The sequence below is a fragment of the Leisingera thetidis genome (assembly GCF_025857195.1).
Classification (GTDB): domain Bacteria; phylum Pseudomonadota; class Alphaproteobacteria; order Rhodobacterales; family Rhodobacteraceae; genus Leisingera; species Leisingera thetidis.
In genome coordinates this window covers 12,332-38,750 of record NZ_CP109792.1, presented here as the reverse complement: position 1 = coordinate 38,750, position 26,419 = coordinate 12,332, and the positions used below count along the sequence as shown (strand labels likewise).

17 protein-coding genes and 2 pseudogenes are annotated in these 26,419 nt (G+C 57.3%); 5 read left to right on the top strand and 14 right to left on the bottom strand.

From position 1 onward, the window contains the following. Window positions 1-5: 5 nt before the first annotated feature. The 3 genes and pseudogenes from tnpC to OKQ63_RS25020 form a co-directional block, all read left to right on the top strand. Window positions 6-1,634, top strand: coding sequence for an IS66 family transposase (gene tnpC / locus OKQ63_RS25030; RefSeq protein WP_264213928.1), 1,629 nt, complete (start codon window positions 6-8; stop codon window positions 1,632-1,634). Continuing rightward, window positions 1,634-1,930, top strand: a complete 297-nt coding sequence (locus OKQ63_RS25025; protein ID WP_264210717.1) for a hypothetical protein — start codon at window positions 1,634-1,636, stop codon at window positions 1,928-1,930. Before tnpC ends, OKQ63_RS25025 begins: the two co-directional genes overlap by 1 nt. A 5-nt stretch (window positions 1,931-1,935) precedes the next feature. After that, window positions 1,936-2,103: pseudogene (locus tag OKQ63_RS25020) on the top strand (DUF4172 domain-containing protein); the annotation flags it as partial. Window positions 2,104-2,138: 35 nt separating this feature from the next. Here OKQ63_RS25020 and OKQ63_RS25015 read toward each other — a convergent pair. The 14 genes and pseudogenes from OKQ63_RS25015 to OKQ63_RS24950 form a co-directional block, all read right to left on the bottom strand. Further along, a complete protein-coding gene (locus tag OKQ63_RS25015) occupies window positions 2,139-2,855 on the bottom strand; it encodes a hypothetical protein (protein ID WP_264214680.1) in 717 nt (238 codons plus the stop codon). Further along, window positions 2,824-4,848: a BREX-3 system phosphatase PglZ gene (gene pglZ / locus OKQ63_RS25010; protein WP_264214679.1), complete on the bottom strand. Its 2,025-nt coding sequence runs from the start codon at window positions 4,846-4,848 to the stop codon at window positions 2,824-2,826. The genes OKQ63_RS25015 and pglZ overlap by 32 nt, the downstream gene beginning before the upstream one ends. Continuing rightward, window positions 4,845-7,658: a DEAD/DEAH box helicase gene (locus OKQ63_RS25005; RefSeq protein WP_434086084.1), complete on the bottom strand. Its 2,814-nt coding sequence runs from the start codon at window positions 7,656-7,658 to the stop codon at window positions 4,845-4,847. The genes pglZ and OKQ63_RS25005 overlap by 4 nt, the downstream gene beginning before the upstream one ends. Then, window positions 7,655-10,507, bottom strand: coding sequence for a site-specific DNA-methyltransferase (locus OKQ63_RS25000; protein WP_264214678.1), 2,853 nt, complete (start codon window positions 10,505-10,507; stop codon window positions 7,655-7,657). Before OKQ63_RS25000 ends, OKQ63_RS25005 begins: the two co-directional genes overlap by 4 nt. Before the next feature lie 35 nt (window positions 10,508-10,542). Beyond that, window positions 10,543-14,268: a DUF6079 family protein gene (locus OKQ63_RS24995; protein ID WP_264214692.1), complete on the bottom strand. Its 3,726-nt coding sequence runs from the start codon at window positions 14,266-14,268 to the stop codon at window positions 10,543-10,545. 20 nt (window positions 14,269-14,288) lie between these two features. Then, window positions 14,289-14,747: a BREX-3 system P-loop-containing protein BrxF gene (brxF, locus tag OKQ63_RS24990; protein ID WP_038069156.1), complete on the bottom strand. Its 459-nt coding sequence runs from the start codon at window positions 14,745-14,747 to the stop codon at window positions 14,289-14,291. Further along, the gene (locus tag OKQ63_RS24985) at window positions 14,744-15,640 is read right to left on the bottom strand and encodes a WYL domain-containing protein (protein WP_264214677.1); all 897 of its coding nucleotides are present in this window, start codon (window positions 15,638-15,640) and stop codon (window positions 14,744-14,746) included. Before OKQ63_RS24985 ends, brxF begins: the two co-directional genes overlap by 4 nt. Window positions 15,641-15,823: 183 nt before the next feature. After that, a complete protein-coding gene (locus OKQ63_RS24980) occupies window positions 15,824-16,090 on the bottom strand; it encodes a WGR domain-containing protein (RefSeq protein WP_074855038.1) in 267 nt (88 codons plus the stop codon). Between the two features lie 84 nt (window positions 16,091-16,174). Continuing rightward, window positions 16,175-16,717 carry a DUF6878 family protein gene (locus OKQ63_RS24975; RefSeq protein WP_264214676.1) on the bottom strand — a complete coding sequence of 181 codons (543 nt, stop codon included), beginning with the start codon at window positions 16,715-16,717 and terminating at the stop codon, window positions 16,175-16,177. Between the two features lie 99 nt (window positions 16,718-16,816). Continuing rightward, complete coding sequence (locus OKQ63_RS24970; RefSeq protein ID WP_264214675.1) at window positions 16,817-17,335, bottom strand: DNA repair protein RadC; 519 nt, start codon at window positions 17,333-17,335, stop codon at window positions 16,817-16,819. Between the two features lie 95 nt (window positions 17,336-17,430). Continuing rightward, window positions 17,431-17,931, bottom strand: coding sequence for a hypothetical protein (locus OKQ63_RS24965; protein WP_264214674.1), 501 nt, complete (start codon window positions 17,929-17,931; stop codon window positions 17,431-17,433). Between the two features lie 132 nt (window positions 17,932-18,063). Then, window positions 18,064-18,516: pseudogene (locus tag OKQ63_RS24960) on the bottom strand (DUF932 domain-containing protein); the annotation flags it as partial. A gap of 134 nt (window positions 18,517-18,650) precedes the next feature. Next, complete coding sequence (locus OKQ63_RS24955) at window positions 18,651-19,859, bottom strand: hypothetical protein (protein WP_264214673.1); 1,209 nt, start codon at window positions 19,857-19,859, stop codon at window positions 18,651-18,653. Window positions 19,860-20,133: 274 nt separating this feature from the next. Continuing rightward, entirely contained in the window at window positions 20,134-20,538 is a 405-nt protein-coding gene (locus OKQ63_RS24950; RefSeq protein ID WP_264214672.1) for a single-stranded DNA-binding protein, read from the bottom strand. 428 nt (window positions 20,539-20,966) lie between these two features. Between OKQ63_RS24950 and OKQ63_RS24945 the strand changes: the two genes are divergently transcribed. Together OKQ63_RS24945 and OKQ63_RS24940 are read left to right on the top strand one after the other, a co-directional pair. After that, complete coding sequence (locus tag OKQ63_RS24945) at window positions 20,967-21,320, top strand: hypothetical protein (protein WP_264214671.1); 354 nt, start codon at window positions 20,967-20,969, stop codon at window positions 21,318-21,320. 200 nt (window positions 21,321-21,520) lie between these two features. Next, entirely contained in the window at window positions 21,521-26,416 is a 4,896-nt protein-coding gene (locus tag OKQ63_RS24940; RefSeq protein WP_264214670.1) for an AAA domain-containing protein, read from the top strand. Window positions 26,417-26,419 lie beyond the last annotated feature (3 nt).

The following is a 26,419-nucleotide window of genomic DNA, read 5'->3' as shown; positions in this document are numbered from 1 at the left end:
CCACCATGTCCGTAGAAGCCACGCCTCTCCCCAATGATCCCGCCGTTCTGAAGGCGATGATCGCCGCGTTGCAGGCGGAAAACCAAAAGATGTCCGCCAGTTTGCGGGCGCATGATCTGCTGGTTCAGGCGCTGCGCGTCCGGATTGCCAGATTGCAGAAGCAGAAATTCGGCTCCAGTTCGGAAAAGATCGAGCGGGAGATCGAGCAACTGGAACTGGCGCTGGAGGACCTGCAGGTTGCGCTCGCCGAGGCGGATGAACTGCCGCCGGAGGGCGATGATGAGCCGGAGACGGACAACCAGACCCCGGAACCAGCCGAACCGCGGGAGTCGAGGCGCCGCCGTCCGAAGGTGTCGCAGGACACGCCGCGCGAACGCCGCGAGCTTGACCCCGGCGACAGTTGCCCGGATTGCGGGGGCGATCTGCGTGTGGTCGGGGAGGATGTCAGCGAGCTGATCGACATGATTGCAGCCCAGCTGAAGGTCATCGAGATCGCGCGTATCAAGAAATCCTGCCGGCGCTGCGAGCGTATGGTTCAAAGCCCGGCACCCAGCCGTCCGATCCCACGGAGCATGGCGGGCCCGAACCTTCTGGCTTATGTGCTGACCTCGAAGTTCGACGACCACGTGCCGTTGTATCGTCAGAACGAGATCTTCGCCCGCATGGGGGCAGACATCCCTGACACGACCCTGGTCGACTGGTGCGGCGGGGCAATGAAGACGCTGGCGCCGCTGATCGAGAAGATCGAGGCCGAGATCATGGCCAGCAATCTTCTGCACGCAGATGACACGCCCATCCGGGTTCTCGATCGCGGCCGCCGCGACAAGGGGCTCGGAAAGGGCGTCAAGAAAGGCCGGATCTGGGCCTATGTCCGGGATCAGCGCCCATGGGCGGGCACGGCCCCGCCGGGTGCGGTCTATCACTTTGCCCCGGACTGGAAGGAAGAGCATGTCCTCGCCCATCTTAGCGAGACCAGCGGCATTCTCCAGGCTGATGGCTACAAGGGGTATGCCAAGCTCTATGCCGCGGACCTGGACGGCAAGAGCCAGTTCCGGGAGGCCGCGTGCTGGGCGCATCTTCGCCGCGACTTTCACGATGTCTGGACCGCGACGAAATCCGCAATCGCGCGCGAGGCGCTCGACCGTATCGGCAAGCTCTACGACATCGAACGGGAAATCAGCGGCAAGCCTGCCGAACTGCGGCTGGCCGTGCGCCAAAAGGAAAGCAAGCCCAAGGTTGATGCGTTCCGGGACTGGGCCGAAAGGCAGCTCACCCGTATTCCCGGTAAGAGTGATCTGGCCAAGGCGTTCCGCTACGGGCTGAGCCGCTGGGCTTCATTCACGCTGTTTCTGGAGGACGGGCGCGTGGCCATCGACAACAATCCCGCCGAGCGCGCGCTGCGGCCCATTGGCGTTGGCAGGCGGAACTGGCTATTCGCGGGTTCGGATACCGGCGGTGAAACGCTCGCCCGCGCCATGACCGTCATCGAGACGGCAAAGATGAACGGCCTCGATCCGCAGGCCTACCTCGCAGATGTCTTGGACCGTATCCACGATCACATGGTCAACCGGCTGGCCGAATTACTCCCTTGGAACTGGAAGCCGGCAGATCAGAAACGCAGCGAGGCTGCGTGATGGCAGCGACGACCTACGTCTGCTCCATCGCCCATGTCGCCAGCCTGCTGGGCGAGGATCCTGGACTTCTCGAGGCCATCGTCAGCAACGACGACAACCTCTCCTACGGCAACATCGTCAGCGTCCACATCGGACGGGACGACTACATTACGGCGCTGACCGACGAGGGCATCGACGAATTGCGCGACATGCTGGCATCAGCACGAGTGTCCGTTGAGGCATGGCACAGCTTCCTCGAAGACTTCGTCGCTGAGCCCGACATCATCGCCCGCGTCAACAATCAACCGCTGCGGTAAAAATCGGGCGCTTACCCGACAACTATCTCAAGATCACCGGAACCTCACGCGCTACCGCAACCCGCGATCTGCAGGACCTAGTCGAGAAAGGTGCGCTCAGCCGAACTGGAGAACGACGCCATACGAGGTACTGGTTGAACCTGAATCCACGGGCGTCGAACCAACTACAATGATTTGCGTAGAAGTGAGGCAGCGCCATAGGCGTTGCCTATTCTCTGAGCGAGACAGATTGGTTTCCGGCACTATCCGCGCGCAGGTCAAGATCAGACGCAGATGAGAGGACAAAGCCAAGATTGTCGCCAAGGCCAAAGGGATAAATCACAGGTTGGGCCTCTAACGTTCCGAGTCCGACAGGACGACCTACAGCTTCCAAAACGGCGGTTGTCATCCAACGAACGAGGTCCGACCCCTCCAACGCACAGGCTTTCTTCCGGGTTAACGTTTTGCCGTTGTCGCTTCGATCAAGCAGCGCCCAGTCTATCTGAGACTGAAGGACCATATTGGTCATCCTTCTGGTCCCCTCACGTTCGCCATAGATTTCTGCCATCCGACGATGCACTTCAGCGGTCGTGCAGTCGCCTTGAAGCGAGGTCAATCTGCCAACGATCTCGGCCACTTTGGCGAAGAAGGGATATGTCACGATAGCCATGCCCCATGTCAGGGCCGCCGGCGAGGTAGAGGGTGCCGATTGGAACAGTTCCACGCCGCGTTGAGCAAAAGGCTCCAGATCCTTTCGCGGCTCCAACCAAAGGCGGTTTAGTACGGTTCTGGTCTTCTTCCTAGCCGCAGGCCCTGAATGGGCTTCGTCCAACAGAGCATCGAGCTCGCTGATGTCAGCGAGACCGGCCCTGACTTCCAGCGCTTTTTTCGCCCACTCGAGGCGGATGAAGCGGTCAAATCCTATCTGAGGTGCTGTCGCTCGCATGTTCTTCTTTCTTCATTCTTATCTTCACAAACGGCACAACCAGTTCCTCTAACGCCATTCCTCCGTGAGCAACGATCTTGTTCCCTCTTGGCACAAACGCGCCGCGTTCATTCGCGTAAACTGGCAAGAAGTCGGACGGAAGCCCTGGACCGCCAAACTGAAATGCATCGATATCGGGCGGAACGGATGCAGCAAGGTCCGCGCTGCGATAGGCCCTGACGCGCTCACCCTTCATCTCGGAGACAACGCCCTGGCTGAGCCGTCCAATGCCGTCGGCATCAACATTGCCATGGTCCGCAGTCAGGTAAATATGATAGCCGTGCTGAGCAAGCATGAGAAACAGCTTTTCAATGAAGCCGGTATCGCACCACTCGCGAATTTGGCCAGCAATCCCGCGTTTCCCAAGCATTGCTCCATGGACAATTTCATCGACCATATCAACGACAAGGCCCGCGACCTTGGTCGTCGGCTTTGAAAGTACGTCCTCGAGTAGAGCCAATTGGTCGGAACGTTTTAGCCCCTTTTGGTAAACGACCCCTGGCTTCCGGAGGCCGTTTTCTTGCCAGAACTTCGTCCAGAGAGACGGCTCTTGTGCCGTCGAATCCATTGAGCCTTGAAACTCCCGTGGCTTGAGGCCCGAAAAGAGTGCCTGGCGAGAGATTGACGTCAGCGTCGGCAGCCACGCAAAGCAGCCGCCCTCGTCGGCGGAAAAGTCGGGAAGCTTGGTCGACAGGTGGTCCCTGATCTGGGCCCACTGGTCCAATGCCAAACCATCAAAGACCAGAAGAGCAATTCGATCTTCGCCAAAGCCCCTGCGCATCGCGAGATAGCGCGGCACGTGATGTACCATCACCGGCGCTTTTGCGACGGGTAGGGAGGGCAAGTCTGCGAAATGCTGAAACACCCAATCCTTGAGGCGGGCATCGGCCTCTCTTTGCAAGCTCTGGAGCTGCCCCTGCAGGTTACCTGCGTCCGCCGCTTTCAGTTCGTTGAAGCGGTAGATGAGTTCTCCAAGGCGGCGCGCCGCCTCTACCCAATCTCGATGCGACGCCCCCTCCGAGGGTAGACTCGCTGCGTTCCTTTTCGCTCCCTCCGACACCAAATGCGCAAGTGCCTGAGGGTCATAGATCAGACCAACCTGTATCCAATCGGGAAGGTGCTCAGGACGGACACTTGCCTCAATAGGCTGAAGGGCTCCCTCGAGGAACATGGTATCTATGATCACCCTTACGTCGGGGTGATCAAAGGGCACGTCATACGCATGGCCTTCGACCGGCACCTGATCCCTGCCGCGGGCATCAGGTTCAACGCCATATTTTGCGACGAAACGCGCCCAAGATTCCTGTATTGCGCGGAGCATAAAGGGTTTTGAGGCGAGCAGTTCACTAATCGGAAGACTTCCAAGAGATGTGTCCCGAAGAACGGTTGCGACATGGTCTGCAAATAGGCTGGGAAGGCCAGCCCCGCGATAGTGAAGCCGCAGAGCTTCTCGCCAGAAATCCTCCGGTCGATTCAGCAGATAAGGGCTAAGCCTGAAGATGTGCGTGAGGACAAAATTCTTGGTCTCAGCCTCACCGAGCAGCTGCGTCACATGCTTCTGGTAGGCTTGGAACAGCCCTTCATGGTGTTCAGAGTCGAGCTTGCGGACGACACCATAATTCAGGTTGGGAAAAAGATCAGCCAAGCTCAGGCTGACTTGTCGTGCTGCCCTGATGTAGTCCCAAGGGATGGAATTGATGTCCGCGCCCCGCCACTGCAGGATGAGCGCCTTCGCGGTACCTTTCTGACCCACATCCCATGCGGATCGATAACGCTCTTCATACTCGGTTCTAAACGAAACAGAATCTTCGAACGGGAGAACCTCAAATTCGCGTTCGCGAAGCCCAAGCAGAATGGTCTCATCCAAGAGCAGGCCATCCGGATCCAAGGCGATCCAGAAGCGAGACAGATCTGCGGGAAACTCCCGCAGGATACGATCAGCCCAAATACTCATCGTGCACCAGCCACCGTTTCGCCAATTCGCAACACGAGGAGGGCATTGAGATCGGGCGAGTAAGATGCCGCAGCATCGAGCTGCGCCATACGAGCTTCGTGTTCTTTCTGCAGCCGCTTCCGTCGATAATCACGAACAGTCTGAAGCCCCACTCTGCCAATCGCCTGGTGGCGAGCTTCGAAAGCATAGAGTGCGCGTTCGCGTTCTTCCTCGATCCGAGCCTTGTGCTCTGTCACAAGATCGGAGAACACCCGCTCTCCTTGCGTGACCGCAGCCCTTTTCGATCTCTCGAACCAGTCGCGCGGCGCCTCGATCTGAGGCGCAGCAATCGGCTCGATCTGCTCCGTCAGAAGCACGTCCCAAATGCGTTTTGCCGTCGGTTGGAAGGCGCGCCCTTCATCATTGACGAAAACGGATAGGAAGCGGCGGCGGCTGAAATCGTCAGCTGCCAGACTGACTTCCCAAAGCGACCAAACGCCTTTCACACTATCAGGCAGGCCTGTTATGCGGACGGCCGAGACGGGTTGACCGGCGATGCAACGCGGAAGATCGGCAATCAAAGCCTGCGCTCTTGGATCTTCCAGCGTGACCCACTCTACTTCGGGCCGATCTCCCGCGGTGCGCGCATCAAAACACACCGAAGATGACTCTGTGCCATCGGCCCACCGTATCCGCCAGGTATCGCCTTCCTTCTTGGCTTCACCCCCCCGCGCAGGGAGGCCAGTTGTGATTGCCCGCTCCAGCCAAAACTGTGCCGGATGGTCTCGCCACTTGCGCGCATCATCGGCTTCTAGTTCATGGCCGTCGGCGAGCAGATCACTATTCTTCCGGTTCTCTGCCAACGAGGATCGAAGCTGCGTCAGAACGGCATCGCATTCTGTTTCGATCGATGCCGGGTCTTGGATCCCCTGTACAAAGAGTTCGTCGAACAGTGGCTCCGCCTCGACCGAATCCATCACATCGGCAACTTTGTCCACGCCGAATTCCTCGGCGATCACAGCGAGCTTTGTTTCGAGAACTTCGCGAACCCGATGCTCGACGGTGTCTTCGAGTACGAAATTGATAGCTCGCACAATATGCGGTTGCCCAATGCGATCCACGCGCCCAATACGCTGCTCGACCCTCATCGGGTTCCACGGCATGTCGAAGTTGATGATGACATGGCAGAATTGAAGATTGAGGCCCTCGCCGCCAGCGTCCGTCGAGATCAGGATACGCACATCTTTCGAGAATGCCCGCTGCGCGCGGCCACGCGCCTCAAGGTCCATGCTCCCATTGAGCGTTGCAACCGAGAACCCCCTGCTTTCGAGAAATTCCGCGAGCATGGCCTGGGTCGGAACAAACTCGGTGAAAACCAGAACCTTGAGTTCAGGATCGTTTTCCTCCTGCTGAATCTTGTAGATCTGCTCGAGTAGTGCTTCGGCTTTTGCGTCTGTTCCTTGCGCCTCTGTCTCACGAGCGAGGAACAAGAGTGCCTCAACATCTTTTCGCTCGTCATCCAAGGCATCGAAGGCCACGGCGATATCGATCTGGTCATCACCCGTTAGCTCATGCCAGTCTCCGACACCTTCGGTGGAAAAGAGCTGAAGCTGTCGCTGGTCGTCGTCCAGAGCGAGGAGGCGCTTTTCCAAGGTTGCACGGATAGCTGCAGTGCTGGACGTCACCAAACGCTGCATAAGGATCATCAAGAAGCCGATGTGCCGCTGCTTTGATGCCATGGCTTGGTTATAGCCGTGGCGAACATACTCAGTGATCGCTTCGTACAACCCTTGCTGTGCTTTGTGCCGGTCAAGCCAGGCGACAGCCTGAATGCGGGTCATTCGTGGCTTGAACAGAGGCTTGCCTTCAGCATCAATCGCAAGCCTCTTCTCTGTTCTAACAACGAACGGGCGCACGCGATCGCTCGAGACGCTGTTCTCATCGGGGAAAGAGTCCCGATCCAGCAGCTGCATCAGACGGTGGAATTGATCCGTTTTCCCTTGGTGCGGCGTTGCCGACAAAAGCAGAAGGTACGGAGCAGCTTCGGCAAGTGCCGCGCCCAACTTGTAGCGCGCAACCTGATCCGTGCTGCCTCCCATTCGGTGAGCCTCGTCGATGATCACAAGGTCCCAGTTGGCCGAAATTAGGTCTTCGAACCGTTCACGATTGTAGGTGCTGAGTTGCTCCGCGCTCCATCCGCGCCGCCCTTCGAGCGGTTTCACCGAATCCAGCGAACAGATCGCCTGATCGTGAAGTCGCCAGAGATTCTCCTCATCATCTCGGAACTGACGATATGCCGAAAGCTCTGACGGCTCGATGAACTGAAAGTTCTCACCAAAGTGCAGGCGCATCTCGGCCTGCCATTGCCGCACAAGACCCTTGGGCGCGACGACAAGGATCCGCTTGGCCATGCCGCGAAGCTTCAACTCCCGAAGGATCAGACCGGCTTCGATGGTCTTGCCGAGCCCCACCTCATCCGCAAGCAAATAACGAATCCGATCCCGGCTCATGGCGCGGTTCAGGGCGTAGAGCTGATGCGGCAAAGGAACGACGCTCGACTGGATCGGCGCCAGAAGCAGATTGTCTTCCAGCGCATCCAGGAGCTTTGCCGCGGCGGCCGTGTGCAGGATCTGGTCGACTGTCGTTCGGACAGCGTCGAGTGGTCCTAGCTCCCGAGACCTGGCACGGACAACGGCATCCTTGCCCGGGAGCCAGACGCGGTATGCGGTTTCGCCCCACATCTCCTCCCGGTCCACGACGCGGCAGGGTGCGGCATGTCGTTCATGCCAGCACCACGCGCCAATGCCAAAGTCTTGGGAGGCATGCGTCACGCATCAGCCTCCGTACGGGTCAGCGCCTGGTCGTACCAGAGCAGGAGCTTTTCATCCTCTTGCAGCGTCTCGTCCGGAAGCTTCTCGGCTATGCCAATGATCGTCTTGTAGTCCTTCGCAGCCCAGGCCGTCTTGAAACCAGCGCGCAACACCTCGAGGCGCGACTCCTTGAGCTGGCGCTTGTTCGCGGTCTTGTAGGCTTCGAACTCCTTCAGCAGAGACCTTTCGCGTTTTTGTTCCAGATCCTTCGCCTTGTTCGGATCAGGCACATACCAGCGGTCCTTTGCCTTGGCCTTCAGGCGCGGGTCTTCCTTCTCAAGACCCCGGAGGTCCTTGAAGTTGGTCGAGAGATAGCTGTGGATCTGGCTCGGCACGTCGCCGTTCCCATCAAAGCGTAGGAAGTTGTCTTCCAGCAAAGCCGAAAGCTCAGGCTTCTCTTCGTGCTTCTTCCATCCAGCGCCAACCAGGGTCGTGAACTCAGGATGCACTTCTTGGTAGGTGGAGGGTCGTTTGCGCAAGAAATCCGTCAGCCAATCGATCGCCGACCGCTCATCGGAAACGAATAGCTCCATCTGAGGAGCCTGTGCAGACTGGGCGCGCTTTCGGTCGTATTCCGCAACCTGCTCCGGAAGGAAAACCATACCATCTCGAAGAACAAAACGCTGTTGCAGGTCCGACTGAAACTCTTGGCTGGAAAGTGGGACCAACGCATTGTGCCGAATGAACCACGCAATCATTCTATCAAATAGGATTCGAGGATCTCGTTCTGTGACATAGTCCAGAACACCGCCCTTGGCCCGAGTAACCGGAAGCTGTTTCAGGTGGTTCTGCACAAAATCCCACGCTGTATCAGTGGTAGCGCCTGCTCTCCTGAATCGCTCTTCCAATCCGCCGTTCGGTTTGTAGGCTGAAATAATCAGATCTTGCTTCACCGATGTGGGGTTTGTCACAGCATTGAAGCTACCTTGCTTCTTGTTGAGCGCCGAGACGTTCGCCACGACCAAACCCGCTTCCTGAATAGCATTTTGAATGGAATTCCATACGCTTGCCTGCGTGTTTGAAAATTCAATCGTTGCCCAACGCCCTGGCTTTAGTATGCGAAAAACTTCCCCAAAACACCTGGCCATCAAGCGACGATAATCATCCAGCTGCTTTCCTTGCGTCTTGTTCTCTATGGCTTCGGCATCATCGGCAGTGAAAACCTTTAGCCATCCCTCCCAAAGAGAATTGAGTTCCGAGTACATCAAATTCGAACCAAAAGGCGGATCAATAAAGACATAGTCAATGGATGCGTCTGGGATTCCATCGAGTGCGGTGGACGACTGGGTAGTCACGATAGTTGGCGATTTTCTGAACCAAGCTTTGCTGTAGGCCTTTAGTCGGTCCCGAGCTTGATCCATTACATTCATTTCTACAGAAAGTGACGGCACATATAGCGTTCCGTTGATAACACCGACTGTAGCGCCGCCTTCGCCTTTCTTTGCTCCACCCAGGCGACTAGCAGCGATTCTGTGCATTCTGGTTGCTCTTGGTGTTAACGCGCTAAAAGGCGCCCAATGCGTCAGACCATGCGAACGGTAGAAAGAAAGGATCGTTAGTGATCTACCCGTATAAAAATGATGAGTATGCGTAATGCCTAGTTTAATTGGTTCGCCAGTCTTATCACCCTTCTTCAACGGAAATGCTGGATACCAATGCTCCGGTTTGGAGCCAGCGATCTTTTTTGCCAGTGCAATATCAACGGAATCCGCCTGCTTCTCATACCGACGACCGCCATAAGTGTATGAAATAAAGGCAGGCAACTGCACGCGATGCTTTACATCCGTGCTCAGCGCGCTGTCATGGCTCGTTTCCATCTTTGGTTCAAGATTGCGTTTCCCCAAATCGCTGTCACAATGCGGGCATTGAAATTGGTCGAGGACCTTTCCGTTCTCCCGATCGACCGCCACATCCCAAAAGATAATGTCACCAGCGCACTCAGGGCACACGAACATGTCTGACCAGACAATGTAGTTTATTCGCCCACAAGTCCCTGCACTGGACAAGTCAGGGTTTTCTTCGCTTCCCAAAATCGCAGTTGCGGCTTCGATTTCTCCGGACTCAGGTTGATGCAAGGTCTGAAACATCCACCCAAATTTTTCTTCAGCTTGAGCAAGGAGCGGCTCCACGCTTCTCGAGAAGTAATCCGGATCACAGTCCCGATTATAGTTATAGGATATGAAGGTTGCGGCAGGCGATAGGTCGTTTACTATAGCCCTGCGCGCACCAAGTTTTGACACTTCCTTCCATACGCGCCCCCCTACATCACTCTCTTGGGCATAGATTGTGCCTTTTTCGTCAACTCGATAACCAAGAGACTGAACTACAGATCGATCTGCGCATAGTTGAGCCGCGGCTCCCGTCATCCCTGTGCCACAGAAGCCGTCAAAAACGACGTCCCCTGGCTGTGTGTAATTGAGTAGGTAGCGAACAATGGCCCTTGGTGGGACCTTAGTATGATAGCTATGAGCGTTGTAAATCGCGTCATTCCGCCCCTCATTCACATCAGCAGCAAAGGGACCGCGAGAATAGACTTCGTCCGGGTTGTATTGCGTTCCGTACGATCGCACGAAGTCGCCTAGCCAAGGGTTAGGGCACGCCGTGTAGAAGGGTGGATCAGATAGCGCGAGGATCGCGTCATCAGATCCTTCCGGAAAGCCCTCTTGAGCACGGAACTCCGGCTCTTTCAGCTTCTCGGCCAAGAGCTTCAGGAAGTGCTCCCGACGCGCGTCATCGCTGGGGAACGTCATGCCCAGGCATTCGACCGGTCCGCCGTTCGTGCCGCCATCCATCTTCAGTTGTTCAGTCATCGGTTCGTCTCATCTCAATATCGGTTGGCGGAAGTTCACTCGACCACGAAGCGCAGCTTGGTGGTGTCCTTGCCCTTGCAGCGGTCGGTCAGGAATGCCTCGAACCGCTTGCGCAGGTCTTCGGGCGTCGCGGGCGATCCGCCCTGAAGCAGGGCCTGCCGGATGTCGCTGCCCGACACGACGACCTTGTCGAGGCCGGACAGCGCCTCTTGCACGGCGCTGATGAACTCGGGCGTGACGGGATCGGGCAATGACTTGCTGTCGACAAAGCCGGTGACGATCTTGCGCGACCCTTCCTTCAGAAGTTCAAAGTTGGACTGGATGATCGGATCCTCGAGGTTGTCGAGAAGCGTCTGCACCCACCCGTCAAGCAGCTGATCGAGCTCGTCATCGAGCTGCTTGAGCACATTGGCCGCGGGCAGCATGTCGCCCTGCTCATTCGCCGGGCGGAAGTTGCAGTGCGGGCAAACCGGACTGGCCGCCAGTTCGGAGTCGATCAAAGAGGCGCAACTCTTCAACTTGTCGAGCTTCTCCTCGAACGTGGTGAGCTGGCTTGTCGGCATCAGCGAGATATTCGCCAGAGCCCGCATGGCGACGAGCCGAGAGTCCTTGCGCAGCGCGGTCTTCGTCTTGTCTTCGGACACTCCGAGACGCGCCTTGCTGTGCAGGCTGACATACGCCGTCACATAGTCCTTTTTGAGCTTGGCCAGCGTCTGCCGGTGCTCGGATCCATTCTGTCCAGTTCGGCTCGCCGACAATGCATCGAGGACCTGCTTGCGCGTGTCCTGAGCCTGCTTCACCCAAGTGTGGTCAGACGGCAGCACCATCTCGGCCTGGCCAAGATAGCTTGCCGTGTTCCCGAGTTCGCCGATCAGGCTGATGAGCCCTTCCACGGAGTTCAGAACCTCAAGATTCTTTTTCTGGGCTGCGATATCGTCAGACCCAATGCGCAGATTCTTGAGCTTGCCGACCGTGTTGTAGGGCGACAGGCTTTCCGAGAAGGCCTTGAGTTCGTCGAGCTTCGATCTCCAGTCGCGGATTTCTTCCTCGCGCAGGAGAGGCTGGCCCCAAAAGCTAAGCCGGTTCGCCATGTCGGTGGAAGCTGCAAGCACACGTTTTGTGAGCTTGCTGACTTCCTCCTGAAGCGCCTTGACTGGCTCGTCCGAGCCTTGAGTGGCTTGCTGCGCCAGACCCGGCGGCAACTCCAGCATCTCGAAGAGTGACCGGAGCACGGCAACGTTGATCTCCTTAGGCGCTTCAACATGCTTGAACTGCTTCAACTCATCGAGCGGACGATCCGCGAGAAGCCCGATCTTGCCGGAGTCAATTTTGTCCCCGGTAATCGCGAGGACAATGTCACCGGAATAGACCAGTGACCCAAGCACCGTGACCAATAGGTCAGTCTCGAGCCGGTATTTGTCAGGACTGAAGTACTCGATATCCGCATTTCCAACGAGCAACTCACTGCGGTTAAGCACTTGCCCATGACCTTTGGCCTTCAGCCGCGCGAGAACCTCCTGAGCGTATCGAGATTGAACCGGATCGATGCGATCACCATCGAGCATTTCGAGGCCATCCAGGACGATCACAGCGTCTTTCGTACGGTTGCTCCCCGTGAGAGCACGAAGCGCATTTCCAATGAGCTGCTTTCGGTTGGACTCCGTCACGAGCGCCGAGAATGTTGGGTATTCGGGCGAAACATCGGCGAACCGGCTGCTTAGCGCGATCCCCGCGATCACGTTGACGACGTCGCGGAAGTTGATGCGCTCGTCCGGCCCCAAGCGCGCTTTGTCCCTGAGTGAAATACCTTTGGTCCAGTCACGAAGTGTCTTGGACTTGCCTTGGAACGTGACCTCGAATGCCTCCAGCTGTTTTTCCTGCAGCCATTTGCTCATTTCGCGCAGCGCATCGCGAGCGCGGTCGAGATACACGCCTTTCGCGCCACCACTTGCCGTGGAGGCCAGTTCCTGGGCGGCGGCGTAGAAGCTCAGCAATCGCTTGATGGTTTCGTCTGGTGATTTCAGACGGAAGAAGACCTCGTCGGGCTTCTGCTCATCACGGAAACGCGGGGGATCGAAGGGCTGGATGAAGTACAAATAGAAATCCCGCTCTGGCTGAGCGGTCGGCCGGTCGTTCGGCGCGCCAAAGAACAGATAGCCAATCCGTTCGACGCGACGCTCCTGCCACTCGATCTGGTATTGCCAAATCTGGTGTCCCGTCACGTAGCTGGACTCGTCCGTGCGCTCCATGAGTTGGCGAATGGCGCCGTAGTAAGCGCGATCGAGCGCATCGTCCGAAAGAGCCTCGGCCCGCTTCTCGATTTGCGCGTCGTAATCGACGTCCTTTTTCAGGTCGAGATAGTATTGCTCGGTGTCTGGCGCCTTGGAGATGAACTGACCGTTTACCGTCTTGAGGGTCTCTCGAAGCGTGGTCTGGACCGCGGTGAGTAGGTCGTCAGACGGGTCGCCACCCATGTCTTCAATACCCGGTTGAAACAGGCAAAGCGTGTCGCGCAGTTCCTCGGCCGTCGGTCCGACCGGCACATAGATGTCCCCGCCCGTCGTCAGGCGGTGGACCGAAAGGCCGTCAATGATGCGAAGCGCCATCGGCTTGTAGGCCGGCCGAGTGAACGCCTTGGAGACCCTCTCCGCAAGCACTTCTGAGACCTTGAGCACTGGCCCGATATTCGGATCTGAGCGCAAGACGGAGTTTGTTGCGACAGTGTCCCAAAACTTGTCGAAGCCGATTAGACCAGGCCGATCTGAAGGGACTTCATCGTCAAGGATTGCCTGGATCTGATCACGCAAGGTCACCAACGCGCCCCGCTTCTCGGTGAAGACCAGGCGCTCAAACGTCCCGATGTAGTCTGGGTGTACTGGGAACAAACGCACATACTCGTCCATCCGCTCATTCATTGAGCCATAGAATTTCGAGAATGGAGCAAGGTAAGCGCGGATCTTGTCCTGCTGGTCCGCGGACTTCTTCAAGAGACGTTCCGCGACAACGAAACTGACATCTTGTCTTGCCAGCAAAACCTGAGTGAAGCGGTCCTTCACCCTCCGCAGGCTATCCGCCACATGTTGAAAGCGGCTGCTATCGAAGATCGCTTCCTGAACGCCTGCAACGAAACGGAACCGGAGATGTTTGGTAACCTCTCCGATCTCGCGGAGGAAGGACAAGTCGAGTACCAGTTCGTGGTCTTTTCGCGACCGCAGGTATTCGAGAAACTCATCGACAACGAGGAGAACACCTTGATCAGGGTGCACCTCCGCAAAAGCCGACATCATCTCCTCGAACGCAGCCTTGTTATTGATAACTTTGTCGGCAGGCGGGAACGCATATGTCACGCCGTGCTTTTCCAGGAACACCTCAAGCTGTTGGGTGATGATGTCGCGCAATGACATCTGACTCGAGATCTCAATCCGATGCACTTTGAAGCGGCCCGCAATTGTCTTTGCAGCCTCGGCCACTTTGGGGTGCTGGATCATCGGCAGATATGCCTCATCTTCAGCGACAAGTGACAGCACCGACATCAAGTGCGACTTACCAGTGCCGTAGTTCCCGACCACCAAGACGCCTTTGTGGTCCACAGCCTCATCGAAGGAGAGCTGCGGGATCATGAGCTTGGCGATGCGGTCGGCCATGTCATCCGAGATGACATAGGTGGACACAAGCTTCTTGGCTTCATCAGGACGATCTGCATCGAGAAGCTGAATAACCGATTCAATGGGCTCAAATTGAATGAGATCGCCGTAACGCATTGCCATCTCGAGATTTCCTTTCAATTTACTCTGAACGGAACCACGCCATCACAGCTGTAGTCCTGATATTCTGGATGTCCTGTCGTTGCATACGACAGCCTGTTGTCTGTGAGCGTCCCCGGCCAAGCCGCAACAACGCGTCGCGCCTGAGAATGCCGCCGGAGCAAATCGAGCGGACTTAGCTTCAACTCCTGATCGAACAGGAGTTCGAGATTGTCCATGAGGAGAAGCCCTTCCCGCGAAAACTCATCCGCCAACCCTTTCAGAAGGTCGGCTGCTTGAAGGTGTCTCCTAGGGCTCGGGATTGTCAGCAGTTCTCGCCCGAGGGCGGCTCCAATGTTGAGGATGTGCAGCTTTCGACGTCCAGCCAGTTGGCGAAGCAAGTCGCTTTTCCCGGAATTTGGCGCGCCTATCAGCAGCAATAGTTTGCTGTTCACCACAGCAAGATCGTCAACAACGCGTTCAAGTGCCTCGATCATCCGTTTACGCCTCCGCTCACAGGCGCCGAGACCCTCAGTGTCGAGTGCCCGATTTCGGGGGCGTTCATCAGGACAATCTGTTGGTCTTGCGGGCGCCGGGCGGCGGGATCTGTATCCAATCCCAAGCGCCTCAGCGCGTAATAGAGCAGCGCGCGGCGCACCTTTATCTTCGCGCTGCCGCCACGCATCCCGTAGTCGAGGGCAATGACCTTGGCCTGCGTTTCTGACAGTTCGGGATGAGGGGCCACTTCGAGGACGACTTCTGAATTCCAGTCGAGATCATCATCGGCCGATGTCCCGCTTTCGCGTGAGCCACGAATCTCAATCATCCGGGAAAGAAGGAAATCCTTGAAACACTTGTCGGTTAGACAAAACGCGCGGGCGTGCCAGCGAAATCCATCGAAGGCAATCGCGTGAGGCGCAATCCACCGCCACCGCGGATCTGGGCTGGAAAGGGACTGGTATCGTATCTCTATCTCTTCGGATCGCCTGATCGCTCCCACAACGGACCGTAGCGTCACGGGGTCAACACCACGGACCGGCGTCGGCGCAGAGGCAAAGGACGGAAGATTAGCGATCCAAGAGTCATCACGGTCAAGAATGTTTTCGGCCACGGACCGTAGCTGTGCTAGATAGCGACTGGCATCGGGTTCCAGAAATTGTGGTTGGAATGCACTGCCTCGCACATAAGTCCGCGCACTCTTGTCGTAGACCATGTTCGCCGGAGCAAAGCCGATGTAGCGATTCAAGTCAGTGGACGCTTGGTTGACCGAGACACCGAACTGATCCATGAGGTCACTCCGGTTTACATGCCCCTCCCAGAACAAGCGGAACTCTATGAACTCGAGACGTTGCTCGACTCCCCATCGAAGTTCTGACCTGTCGCTATCCACCCTGGCCTCCCGGTATCCCAATGCGCATTGTAACTATGCGCGCCCATTTTCTGGGCCTGCGACAACCTTAGGGAGTGACACCGAGATTATCAATCGAATTTCAAGGCGTTGCCTTGGAAGTCGACCATTCAGGCGTAGATACCCCAGGGACTGGCATTGGACTATCAAACCACAAAGGATCAGCTAGCTAGAACGCAAGTATCCTCGGCGATGCTTCGTCGCTGCGAGCTTCAATAGGGCGGTCACAGCATGCCCCTCGTCCGGGTGCTGTTCGATTAGCATCTGCCCTCGAAACCCGATACGGCCCCATTCCCGCACAAGGCATGCGCCGCCAAACAGGTCCGGCTGAACGCTCATTCGATAGAAGCGCCGCATGTTGAGAGACGGGTCGATCCGCTTGAGATCGACCGTTGTCGGGAACACTTCCATTTGCTGCGAAATGTCGAACATGTTGTTGGCGCCTCTCTCCAGACCACAATATCAAGCGCTCTTCGACGTTTCCACAATGTTCTGTCCCGGATTGAAGTCGGGGGCTCACGCCCCCTTCTCGAACTTCATGACCGGGATGCCGAGCTTCTTGGCCTTGTCGGCGAGGTTTTCCTGGATACCGGTTCCGGGGAAGCGCTCGTTGAACTCGAGGTGGATGGTGCGAGCGCTCGCGTCGAAGCAGAATTCACCGTATGCCCCGTCGTTGTTTTCCCAACCGCCATGGGTGTCGGAGAGCAAGTCGTAGGCCAGTTGCTCCACGACATCTTCGAGCGAAAGCGCCCGCATCTCGACCTCCGGGTCGTCCCAGGTCAATGCGGTATAGGCGATCTCGGTCTTGGAGAAAGCAACCCCGGTCTCGCCAGCGTAGGCTTGGATGCTTTCAACCTGGCCGCTATCGCCATAGCCGTCGAAGCTCACGGTCACATGGGTGATGCCCGCGGCAGTCAGGCCATCGAAGAGGCGCTCCTTGTTGGCCGGACGCAAAGCTGCGATCCGCGCGTCGCGCTCGGCCTGCCGGGCCAGCACGGCGGTGAAATCAATCCTGGACGGCGCCATCGGCGCGGCCAGGGTGGGTTCGATCTTGGACATTGGAAACTCCGAAATGAGGGAAAGGATCTGAACCCCGTCTCTCTCTCTCTCGTCCTCCTAGGCTCACATCCTCCCCTGCCCTTCTCTGACTCTCGGGCGTCACGCCGCGATCTGCAGGGCGCGAGACGCGAAGACACGCCAGAGCGGATCGACAAGACGGGCATCGAGAACGTCGGCGTGGTGCCGCAGCCGGCGCGCGAGGCCATGTTCATGCCACTCGGCCGCCCGCATGGCCTGCGCACGGGTCTGGCTGGCTTCGGACACGACGGCGCGGGCTTCGGTGGCATCCGAGACCGGGTGGCACCATGCGACCCCGCCATCATTGGTAGCCCCGCCCAGAACGAGGCGGCCCTCCCGGTCGAGGATTGCCAGGAGACGCGGAGCGTCTTCAGGTATAATTTCTTCGGCGTGAACGATTGCCCCCTGCATGGCCTCGGCCAGCGTGGTGAATCGCTCCAGTACCTTGGGGTGTGCCTGCCCGGACATGAGCGCCGCGGGAGCATGGCAAGCCGTCGTGAGCGCAAACCACAAGTCTTGATCTGTAAAATCGGTCAGGAGGCTCGGCGGCAAACCTGTCTTCTGTGTTTCCGGCTGAGTTTGGAGAGGAAGGTCGAACATGGGCATATCTCCGACGGTGCAGAGAGCCTCTCTCCCCGCTTCAAACCGTCAAAGACCAAACCGCCCCTCGGACTCTCTGTCGCTGATCGGGTCGATCATTTCGGCGTTGGTAAATCGCTCCATCGAACCCGCAAGTAGCGCCCTTCACGCTTTGGGAGATCTTTTCGGTCGATCATCCGACCCGAGACCTGAAAATCCTCGTTGATCTTTACAACCAAGAGCTTGTTGAAATGCCCATTGGTATCGACCACAACCACATCCTTTGTCTTGAATGGCGTAATGGTTTTGACCTCGACATGATCATTGCCAATTCTTCCGTCAGCACCCTGGGCGTAGGTCTTGTTCAGCTTGATACCGTACGTGATAGCACCGAACAGCTCACCGATGTCACCGTAGACAGAGAGATGAAGGCCGGTCTCGAGGTGGTAGCTTTCCGCGAGGGACAGGAGATCCTCAAAATATGGGATCATAGACCGGATCGCGTTCGGGTATTTAGCGCCCCACTCCTTGTAGCGAAGCTGCTCGTCGATTTCCGACCAGGTAACCCATTCGCCGTCATCATAAAATGCACGATCTGACCAATCGATTTCTTCCATGCGCGTACTTCCAATACCTAAACATGTCGGGCACGGTAGCAGATCGATTAAACAGGAACGAGACCGGAGGCGATATCGCCTCCGGTCGCCACCTCAACCAACGCGGTCGAGAAGCTTCTTGGCGCGCCCTTCCATATCAAGGCGGGCATCCTCGGTCTCGAAGGACTTAACCTGCTCGGCGCGGTGGTTGGTCAAACCGTATTGCAGGTTGATCCCCGCCAGTGGCGCGGGCAGCTGCCGTAGGTAAGAGGCCGGAGCGCCGACAATGCTGGCGAGCTGGCCGAAGGCCCAATGGGTGGGTGCAACTGGTTCATCCCCCTTCGGCAGGACCAGGTGCAATCGCTCTGCACTGTCGCGCGCAGCCTCGACACGGATGTCGGCGGAATGCACCACCCGGCTGCGGCTGCGCTCGGAGCGACTCTTCACATTGGCCCAGAGATCGTCGAGCGAGAGATACCGCTCGTCATCCGGCCGGTTAAACCATTCGGACGACACCCGCCCGTTCCGCTCGCCCCGACTTACATCCACTTTCCAGCCACCAGCCCGCGCCGGCTGAACCGGATCCAGAACTTCCACAACACCCATCGGCATTTCTCCGTGACAGGCGCCGGGAGCCACTCTCCCAGCCTTCAACCTGTCACCGGGAAACCGACACTCCTTTTACTCTCGAAAGATGCTTAGAAGGCAGAAATGCGGACAATCGTAGTTCCGGGCAATCATCAGCCGTCGTCGTCTTTTCTGGAAACCCGTCCAAGTCTTGATAGCATACGTGCCCACTCATCTACATCGGTGGAGAGCCGACCCGCGGGTTCGGGACGTGGCTTGTGGTTTTTGGCTGATTGCGAAACCGAATTGCCAGACAGGGTTCCAGATGAACGTGGGCGCTTCTTGGCGCGTGCATGTGGTTGCGGCTTCCGAGCCTTTTGAGGTTTATTACCTGCGGTTCGTTTCTTTTGCCTAACCGGTTTTTCTTGGGAGACGCCGGATAGGGCAATCAGAAAAAAGGCAAGGCGAGGAGTCCAAGGCGAACCATCAGCAGTCACACGGCCTGTTTCATTCAAATAGTGAGAAACAAGTTTGGGCCCCACGATCCCCTTCTTGGCGAAATCTTCGAGTACAGAACGTAGTGTTCCTGACACTTTGGCAGTTCCGCCGCTTCCTGACCCAAAGTGCCTCCTCTCGGATGGCAAAATCTCTGAAACATCACCGGGAATTATGCTAGGGTCGATATCCTTTTCCAGCGCTTCGAAGTCGACCAGCCGGTCCCCGTTGACAACGGTAGTATCTTCAAGTGACTGCGGGTGGAGAAATGAGAACGTCTCTCTACGGCGACTGACGAGGTCACCTTCAACCAAAAGCGGCTGGTCACAGTAGATGAAAAAACGATATTTCTGATGATTTTGGCTTGAAAGGTCTTCAACGTGAACTTCCATCCCGAAGTCGGCAAAGTGGACTTCAACCACCACCGCAAGCTTCCAGGAATCTCGTCTCGTTTTCCGACCTACAGGTAGTATTCTCTGGTCGATCTTTTGTTCGGCACTGAGAATATCTTTGATTTCAGCAACTGGTCTTCTGGAGGGGCGAGCACGCACAGAGCCAGAGGCGGGGCGCCCGTTGTCCGTGCAAGGGTGCTTTGCCCAAGGTTTTCCGAGTTCATCAAAGAAGACGCGACTACCGTGTTCATTAGCATAAAAATAGACGGGCTGACCGCAGACGGGGCAGGATGCATTGGGATTAACGAAGCAGCGAGAGTAGCTTGTTGCGCCGTAGCCTTTCAGCGTCTGCGTCGCTTGGTGCTTTTCATACTCGGAATAGACCGGCCGAAGTGGCTTTGTTACTGGCGCAGCGTTGGCGCCTCCACCGTTTCGGTTGCCGCCGCCAACGCACCACCCGCATGTGCACCAAGGGTAATGATTGTGTCCGGTCAATTTAGCACCAATATTCCAATACTAGTTGCAGTGAATTGTCTCAATAACGCACATTTCTGTAGTCCTCTTCCCCAGTTTCTATCAGCTTCGAATCTTCTATCAAGGCGACGTAGCCTTCCACCAAGTCTAATGTTTGGTTTGGGCTGAGAAGCGGACGAATGCGCGTGCAGTTACATCCGTCCCGGTGAGGGCACTTTGTGCTCTAAGCCGCTTCGCGGCAATCCCGCAAACCCGGCAGTCTAACCCGCCGGGCCCTAGGGGGAGACCCCGTTCCTCAGAACGGGATCTCATCGTCGCGGTCGACCAGCTCGGGGTTTTCGTTCTCGGCCGACTTCGGGCGGCTCAGGAAGTCGACCTTCTCGGCGATGATTTCGCAGCCGTAGCGGTCGTTCCCCATGCTGTCGATCCACTTGGTGTAGTGGATGCGACCGTGGACGAGGACCTTCATGCCCTTTTCGGAGTGCTCCGCGACCGTCTTGCCGAGACCGTTGAAGCAGGTGATGCGGTGCCATTCGGTGTCCATGACCCGGTAGCCGTTCTCGTCGCGCATCACACGGCCTTCCGAGAGGCGGGGGCGCGAGGTGGCGAGGCTGAAGTTGGTGATCTTGGTGCCGCTCTGGGTGGTGCGGACTTCGGGGGTCTGACCGATGTTGCCGGCGAGGATGACGATGTTCTGCATGATAAGCTCCTGTGTTTCCTGTCTTCGGGACCGTCCCTTCGACAAGACCCTGAAAAAGCCCGTCGGGTGACGCGTGCACGGTGGACAGCATGGACACCGGACACCCCCAGAGGACCGGGGTGGAGCGGGCAGGACGCCAAAGGCGGCCAACACGGCCCGGACTGACGCGGGGTTGCGCGCAGGAGACCGAACGGGATTAGGGGATTGTCAGTCGAAGGGATGGCCCAGGAGACGGGAGATACGGGGGAGCCCGTGCCAGACCATGACCCCTTGGCAATCGAGACTGCTATACCCCAAGTCCTGCACGCCGCTAGCGGCCAAAGTGGCGATAACCAGTCCTCGTCCCACTGCCCTTGCCTGCTGGGAAATGCAGGGCCCTGCCGCGACATGCTAGCGATACCGGAACATCCAGGACCCGGCACGCATCAATGGCTGATTACGATCTCGAGGCACTGTCGCTCGGCGAGCTGACGAAAATTCAGGAGGACGTCGCCAAGGCGATCTCCACATTCGAGGATCGTCAGAAGGCGGAGGCCCGCGCCAAGGTGGAAGCTTTCGCCCAACCCTCTGAGCGAGAGCGCCGAAGTCATCTTACGAGCGCACCGCAGCGATGGGGCAGAAGAGCCATTTGCCGTCGGTCGTGCGAGGAGCAATGTCAGGCTTGGTGCAAGCGCAGGCGACGGTTTGCCTACCGATGCAACTGCGCCGCAAATATCCTCGATAGCTGCAGCGATGGTTTCAAGACACGCACCGAACCGCCTCCCCTTCATCGCGAAGGATAATCCGGCCACGTTCGATCACTCTGGCGTCGCGCCCGACTCTTCAGGGCCATGCGCCGCGGCATTGGCGCCCGTGGTTGGCTGTCGGCGAAAACCGTGACGAAAACCTGTTCCGCAATTGGTATTTTGGCATATTTACATCAAGTTACCTCTTTGGCACGCTCTGTCTGCGGTCGACGACCGAGGCAACGCGGGAGCGAACATTGGATTTCACCACCAGAGGAACTAATCCGCAATTTCTCCCTGATGGCATCGAAATCTTCCTTGTTGATCATCTGCGGAAGATTTTCCGAGAGGATGAACGAGAACTCGAATCTCTTAGCAAGCGCCTGGAGCAGGCACGACAAGATGCCGAACGACTGAAGTCAAAGGCGACAGACGCCGCCGATTTGCGGCTCCTGAAACTTCAAGCCTGCCTGGACAGAGCCAACACCACCTGCGACCACGTCGCGGCGGAGCTAGGGAGCTTCGAGGGCAACCGGGAAAAGTGCCAAGACTTGATTTTAAGGGCGCGCGAGGGGAGGTGGTCGGAGACAGAAAACGCAAAAGCGAAGGAATTTGCCGACGATGCGCTGTCCGGTCTGAAGCAGGAGATCGCGCGAGTCGAGACGCAGATCGAGGATTTACGGAAACGACGTGACGAGACGTCACAAGAGACACAGGTCCTGACGGAAGCGAATAACGCTGCCGAGCAGCAATTGTTTCTCTTGCTAGGAGGGGGGGCTCCACCGGCATTTCATGAAGCTTTGAGAAAGCGCGAGACATATCTCGAAGCGGAATTTCAGGCGGAATCAGAAAAAAATGTGGATCTATTGAGGACGCGTGAAAACGAGATTTTGACTGCGGAAGTCGATTTGAATCGGCTGAACGGCGAGATGGAGGACGCTCGTACACGAGCCTCGCAATTGGCCTTGGCTGGGTGGATCGAGTGGACCGCACGTAATCTGGATCCGCGCAACTTTTTCTGGCGTAGTGAAGATTCCATTCGAAAGGACATCAACACCCGACGGCAGGAATTGGACACTGCAAGCGCGGATGTAGAGCGTATTAGGAAAGAGTTGGCAGACCTGCGTGCCACGTACGAGACTGAGCTTGAGGCGCTGCCGGAATCTGTGCGCGGAAAGCTGATCGACGAAACCAAAGCGAATTTGAGTGATATCTCAAACAAGCTCGCGAACATCGAGCGGATGGTCCACGAAATCAAATCCGAACTGGAAGCGCACGAATCTGAACTTTCGAAATACCGAAAGGAATTTGAGGTCGAGCATCAGCGGCATGTGACGGCTCGCTTGGATAACATGCTCTGTCACGCACAAACTGCCCTCGACGAAAACGAAAAAGAGATAGACGACGCGGCCGGGCATCTGCAACGCGCAGAACAGAGCCGAGCGCGCCTTTTGAGTATGATCGACGGGCGACGTGCAAGGCTGGAAGCCGCACTTGCTGATTGCGATGGTCGGGCCAGAGCGCATCTCGAACCTCTCCAGCGCGCCGAGGCTCGTTTGCGTCGCCGGCTTCAGGATCGTGCGCAAAAGGCCGGAATGGTTCATGACCCGAAGACTGGCACGTTCCGGGAGCAGGAGGTTCCTCAACTCGAGACTGCTGTTGCCCGAGCGACCTATCGACGGCGCGGCGAGGGATTGTCCTCTCTTGCGACCTTGCCGGTCTTGCTCCAGCGCCGCGAGCAAACAGGCTATGTGAGCAAGGATGATGAAAGACTTGCGACGGTCTTTGCAGCCATTCGTGACGAAGTGGAGCCAAGTGAAGCCGAGCGCCCCGAATTCATCGACCGTTTCTGCGACATTGTCTTTGGCGATGACGAGGAGGAACGGCCGTTTTTCGTCTCCCTGGTGTCAAAGAAGGATGACCAGCTGCTTGTTCTGGTTCGACCTGCAGAAGTGCTGCCGCAACTGCAAAGCTGCTTGCCTGAGGCAATGTCGGTTTGCCTGCTTTGCCGGCTCGATTACGGTTCCAGAAATACACCGGACAACACGACGCTTCTAGTTCTGGACGCTGCGGTAGTTCCGGATTGCGCGCCGCGCCCGTTTGAGGCAGTCGCTTCATTTTTGCGCTATACATCGCGACGCTCGTTGCCAGCAGCGGCACCTGCACTTGATGAGATCCTAGAGCAAGCGCTAGCTCTACCAGACATGCTGGAGGAAGAGCTCCAGGATCGGTTGACTGACTGGCAAGGCTATCTGGACTGGGCCAACCGCGAGATTTCGCGCAAGGCGCCTTGGGCAGCATTGGGACCCGGCGAGTGGGAAGACAATGCCTGGAATGGTGTTGTCATTTGTGAAGGTGCTGCGGCGGTCCGCCATATTTCCGGTGCCCGCCTGCCGAAGGACACACGCCGCAGTGTTGAGCTCTATCCATTGGAAGAACCCTGGAAGCAGGGTGATCGTAAGGGCCGCAACATCCGTTATCGCTGTACTGATTTCAAGGTAATCGGACCCGCTACACTCAGGCAGGATTTCTTGAAGGATTGCCCATGGCCTGACCCCAAAGCCATTCAGGTCCAGCTGAAATTTTCGCGCAAGGCTGATGTGGCTGCGTTGGCCAAGATGGCCGAAAGCACATCGCTTGGATTGAGAGATTTGAGCGAAGCAGCCGGCTCAAAGACGCAACTTAATCGTTACGGGTCAGCCCTGACGCAATTGCAGTTCGGGGCGAGCGGTCGGCGGCAAGCCAACCGCTTGCCCGCTGCCCCCTATTTGATGGCGTCGCTTTTCAACGTGGCGCTGGCGGCAAAACCATCAGACAGGCCTGATCGGCTTTTGAATGAGCAGATCGCCCAGATGTACCGCCTTAACGAGGATCAAAAAGCTGCCGTCGGCGTCATGCTGGCCGCGCCCGAAATCGCCTATGTTCAGGGCCCGCCGGGAACCGGAAAGACCACGATGATCGCTGCGGCTTGCGCGCACTTCGTCCGGTCGGGGCATCGCGTGCTGATTGCCTCGCAGACCAACCTTGCGGTCGAGAACGCCCTTGATCGCCTGAGGGATGACCCCGAGGTTCGACAGCTTTGGCTAAGCAAAAACGACGGAGAGGAAAGGAAATCGACAGCTGTCGCCGAGTGGTATGGGATGGCCGCAGAACATGTGAAACAGAAGGTGAGCGGGCCGCTCAAGTCGCTGACAGCAGAGATCAAGCAACTGCAGATCTGGCTCGGGCGCGCCCAAAAGCTGGACGATGACCGAAGGGTTTCCGATGCGGACATTGCGGCGCGCAAGGATACGCTCAAGCGAGCCAATGCACGGTTGGACGAGGTGAAAACGCTCCAGAAGGTGGCGTCAGAAACTAACAGGCGTGCGGCATGGTGGGCCATGGCTCGCAACGCGCTTGCGAATTTGGAGGATTGGGATCCCTCCTGCTTTTGGCCTGAGCTCGCGCCAGATGTGTCCGAGCTTCTAGCAATGATTGTTGAGCAGGAGGGAGGTAGGGCGCATCTTGAGGTCTCGGCGCCAGCTCTGCATCGCCAGGTGCAAGAACGGATCCGCGGCATCCAGTCGAGGTTGAGGGACGAAGGGGATCAAGTTGGACGAGAGAGCGCCGAGGGCGCAAGACAGCGGATACTCCATGCGTGGCCGGATAATGTGTCGCCCTTAGCGGAAGGATCCGGCGACGACGAGGCGAGCGCAAAAACCGAAGCAGTGGCCGGTCGCGCGCGTCTGCTTGCACAGCAGGCCCTGGACGATGCACGCATCCGTGGCGATACGGTCAATGAACAGTGTGTGAAACTGTTGTCGGAGGCGAGTGAATTTCTCGATCTTCCGGCCGAATCGTCGCCGTCAGACCTTTCAGCCGCAATTGCCCGGATCGAGGGCATTCTGGACTTGCAAGCAAGCCGCCTCGCAGAAGCCAATCCACTTGAGGATTGGTTGCCTTTGCTGGATCAATGGGTTGGCGACCTGAAGCAGCAGGCAAACAAACCCTCCGCCACGGATCGCATGGGCGAACGCTACGTCCGCAGCGCCAATGTTATCGGCATCACGTGCAACGCCGACTTCAGGATCCTTTCGGACAACGGATTTTCCAGCTTTGATGTGGTGATCGTTGACGAGGTCAGCAAGGCGACTCCGCTGGAGTTGCTACGCCCGATGCTTCTTGCACCCAAGACGATCCTTGTTGGTGATCACCGGCAGCTTCCTCCGACGTTCGAGTTTGCGTCTTTCTCGAACCCGGACACGTCTCCCACGGACGACGAGGATGCGGATGCTTTGGAGCGTGAGGCAGAATTGCTTCGTAAATACGAGCGTTTGACGACGGCATCGCTGTTCCGCGACGGCTTTGCCGAAATAGACCCCCGTAGTAGGGCAGCCCTGAACACCCAATACCGCATGCATCCGCAGATCATGTCGCTGATCAATCGTTTCTACGATGGGCGATTGCAATCCGGACTGACCGATCCGGATGGGCTGGATACCAGCGCCAGATGGTCATGGAGGACACATGGCCTAAACCTGAACTCTCGAACCGGCGGACAATATCTTACAGAGAGTCTTCATGCGCTGTGGATCGACAGTTCGGAAGATGAAGCCGGAAAGGTTGCCTATGAGGACAGCGACGGGACCGGCATCGGAAACAAGCTTGAGGCACGGCTCGTTGCCCAAGTCGTCGAGGACCTCGTCAATACCTGCGAACGGGAACATCGCACCAAGACCATCGCCGTCGCCACTTTCTACAACCGCCAGAAAAGGTTGATCCGCAAAGAACTCGAGTCCAGGCTCGGCCAGCGTTTCAAGGGCCTACAAATAGACGTCGAGACGGTCGACCGATTCCAGGGGAAGGAGGCGGACATCGTGATCGTGAGCATGGTTCGCAACAGATCTCGGCGTTTGGGCAAGAACTCCAATCCGGCGAAATTCGAAAGGATCAATGTGGCGTTCTCGCGGGCGCGCGATCTCTTGGTGGTGATCGGAGCGCGAAAGACCTTCGAGCGATTTGAGGTTGCGATCGAACCTGTTGACGGTGGCGCGCCGCGACGCACCCCCGTCTATGGGCAGATCATCGGTGACATCAAGGAACTTGGCGGTCTCTGGCAGGCCAAAGATATCCTTGGGCCAAAACCGCTGCGCTCCAAGAGGAATAACCCATGAGGC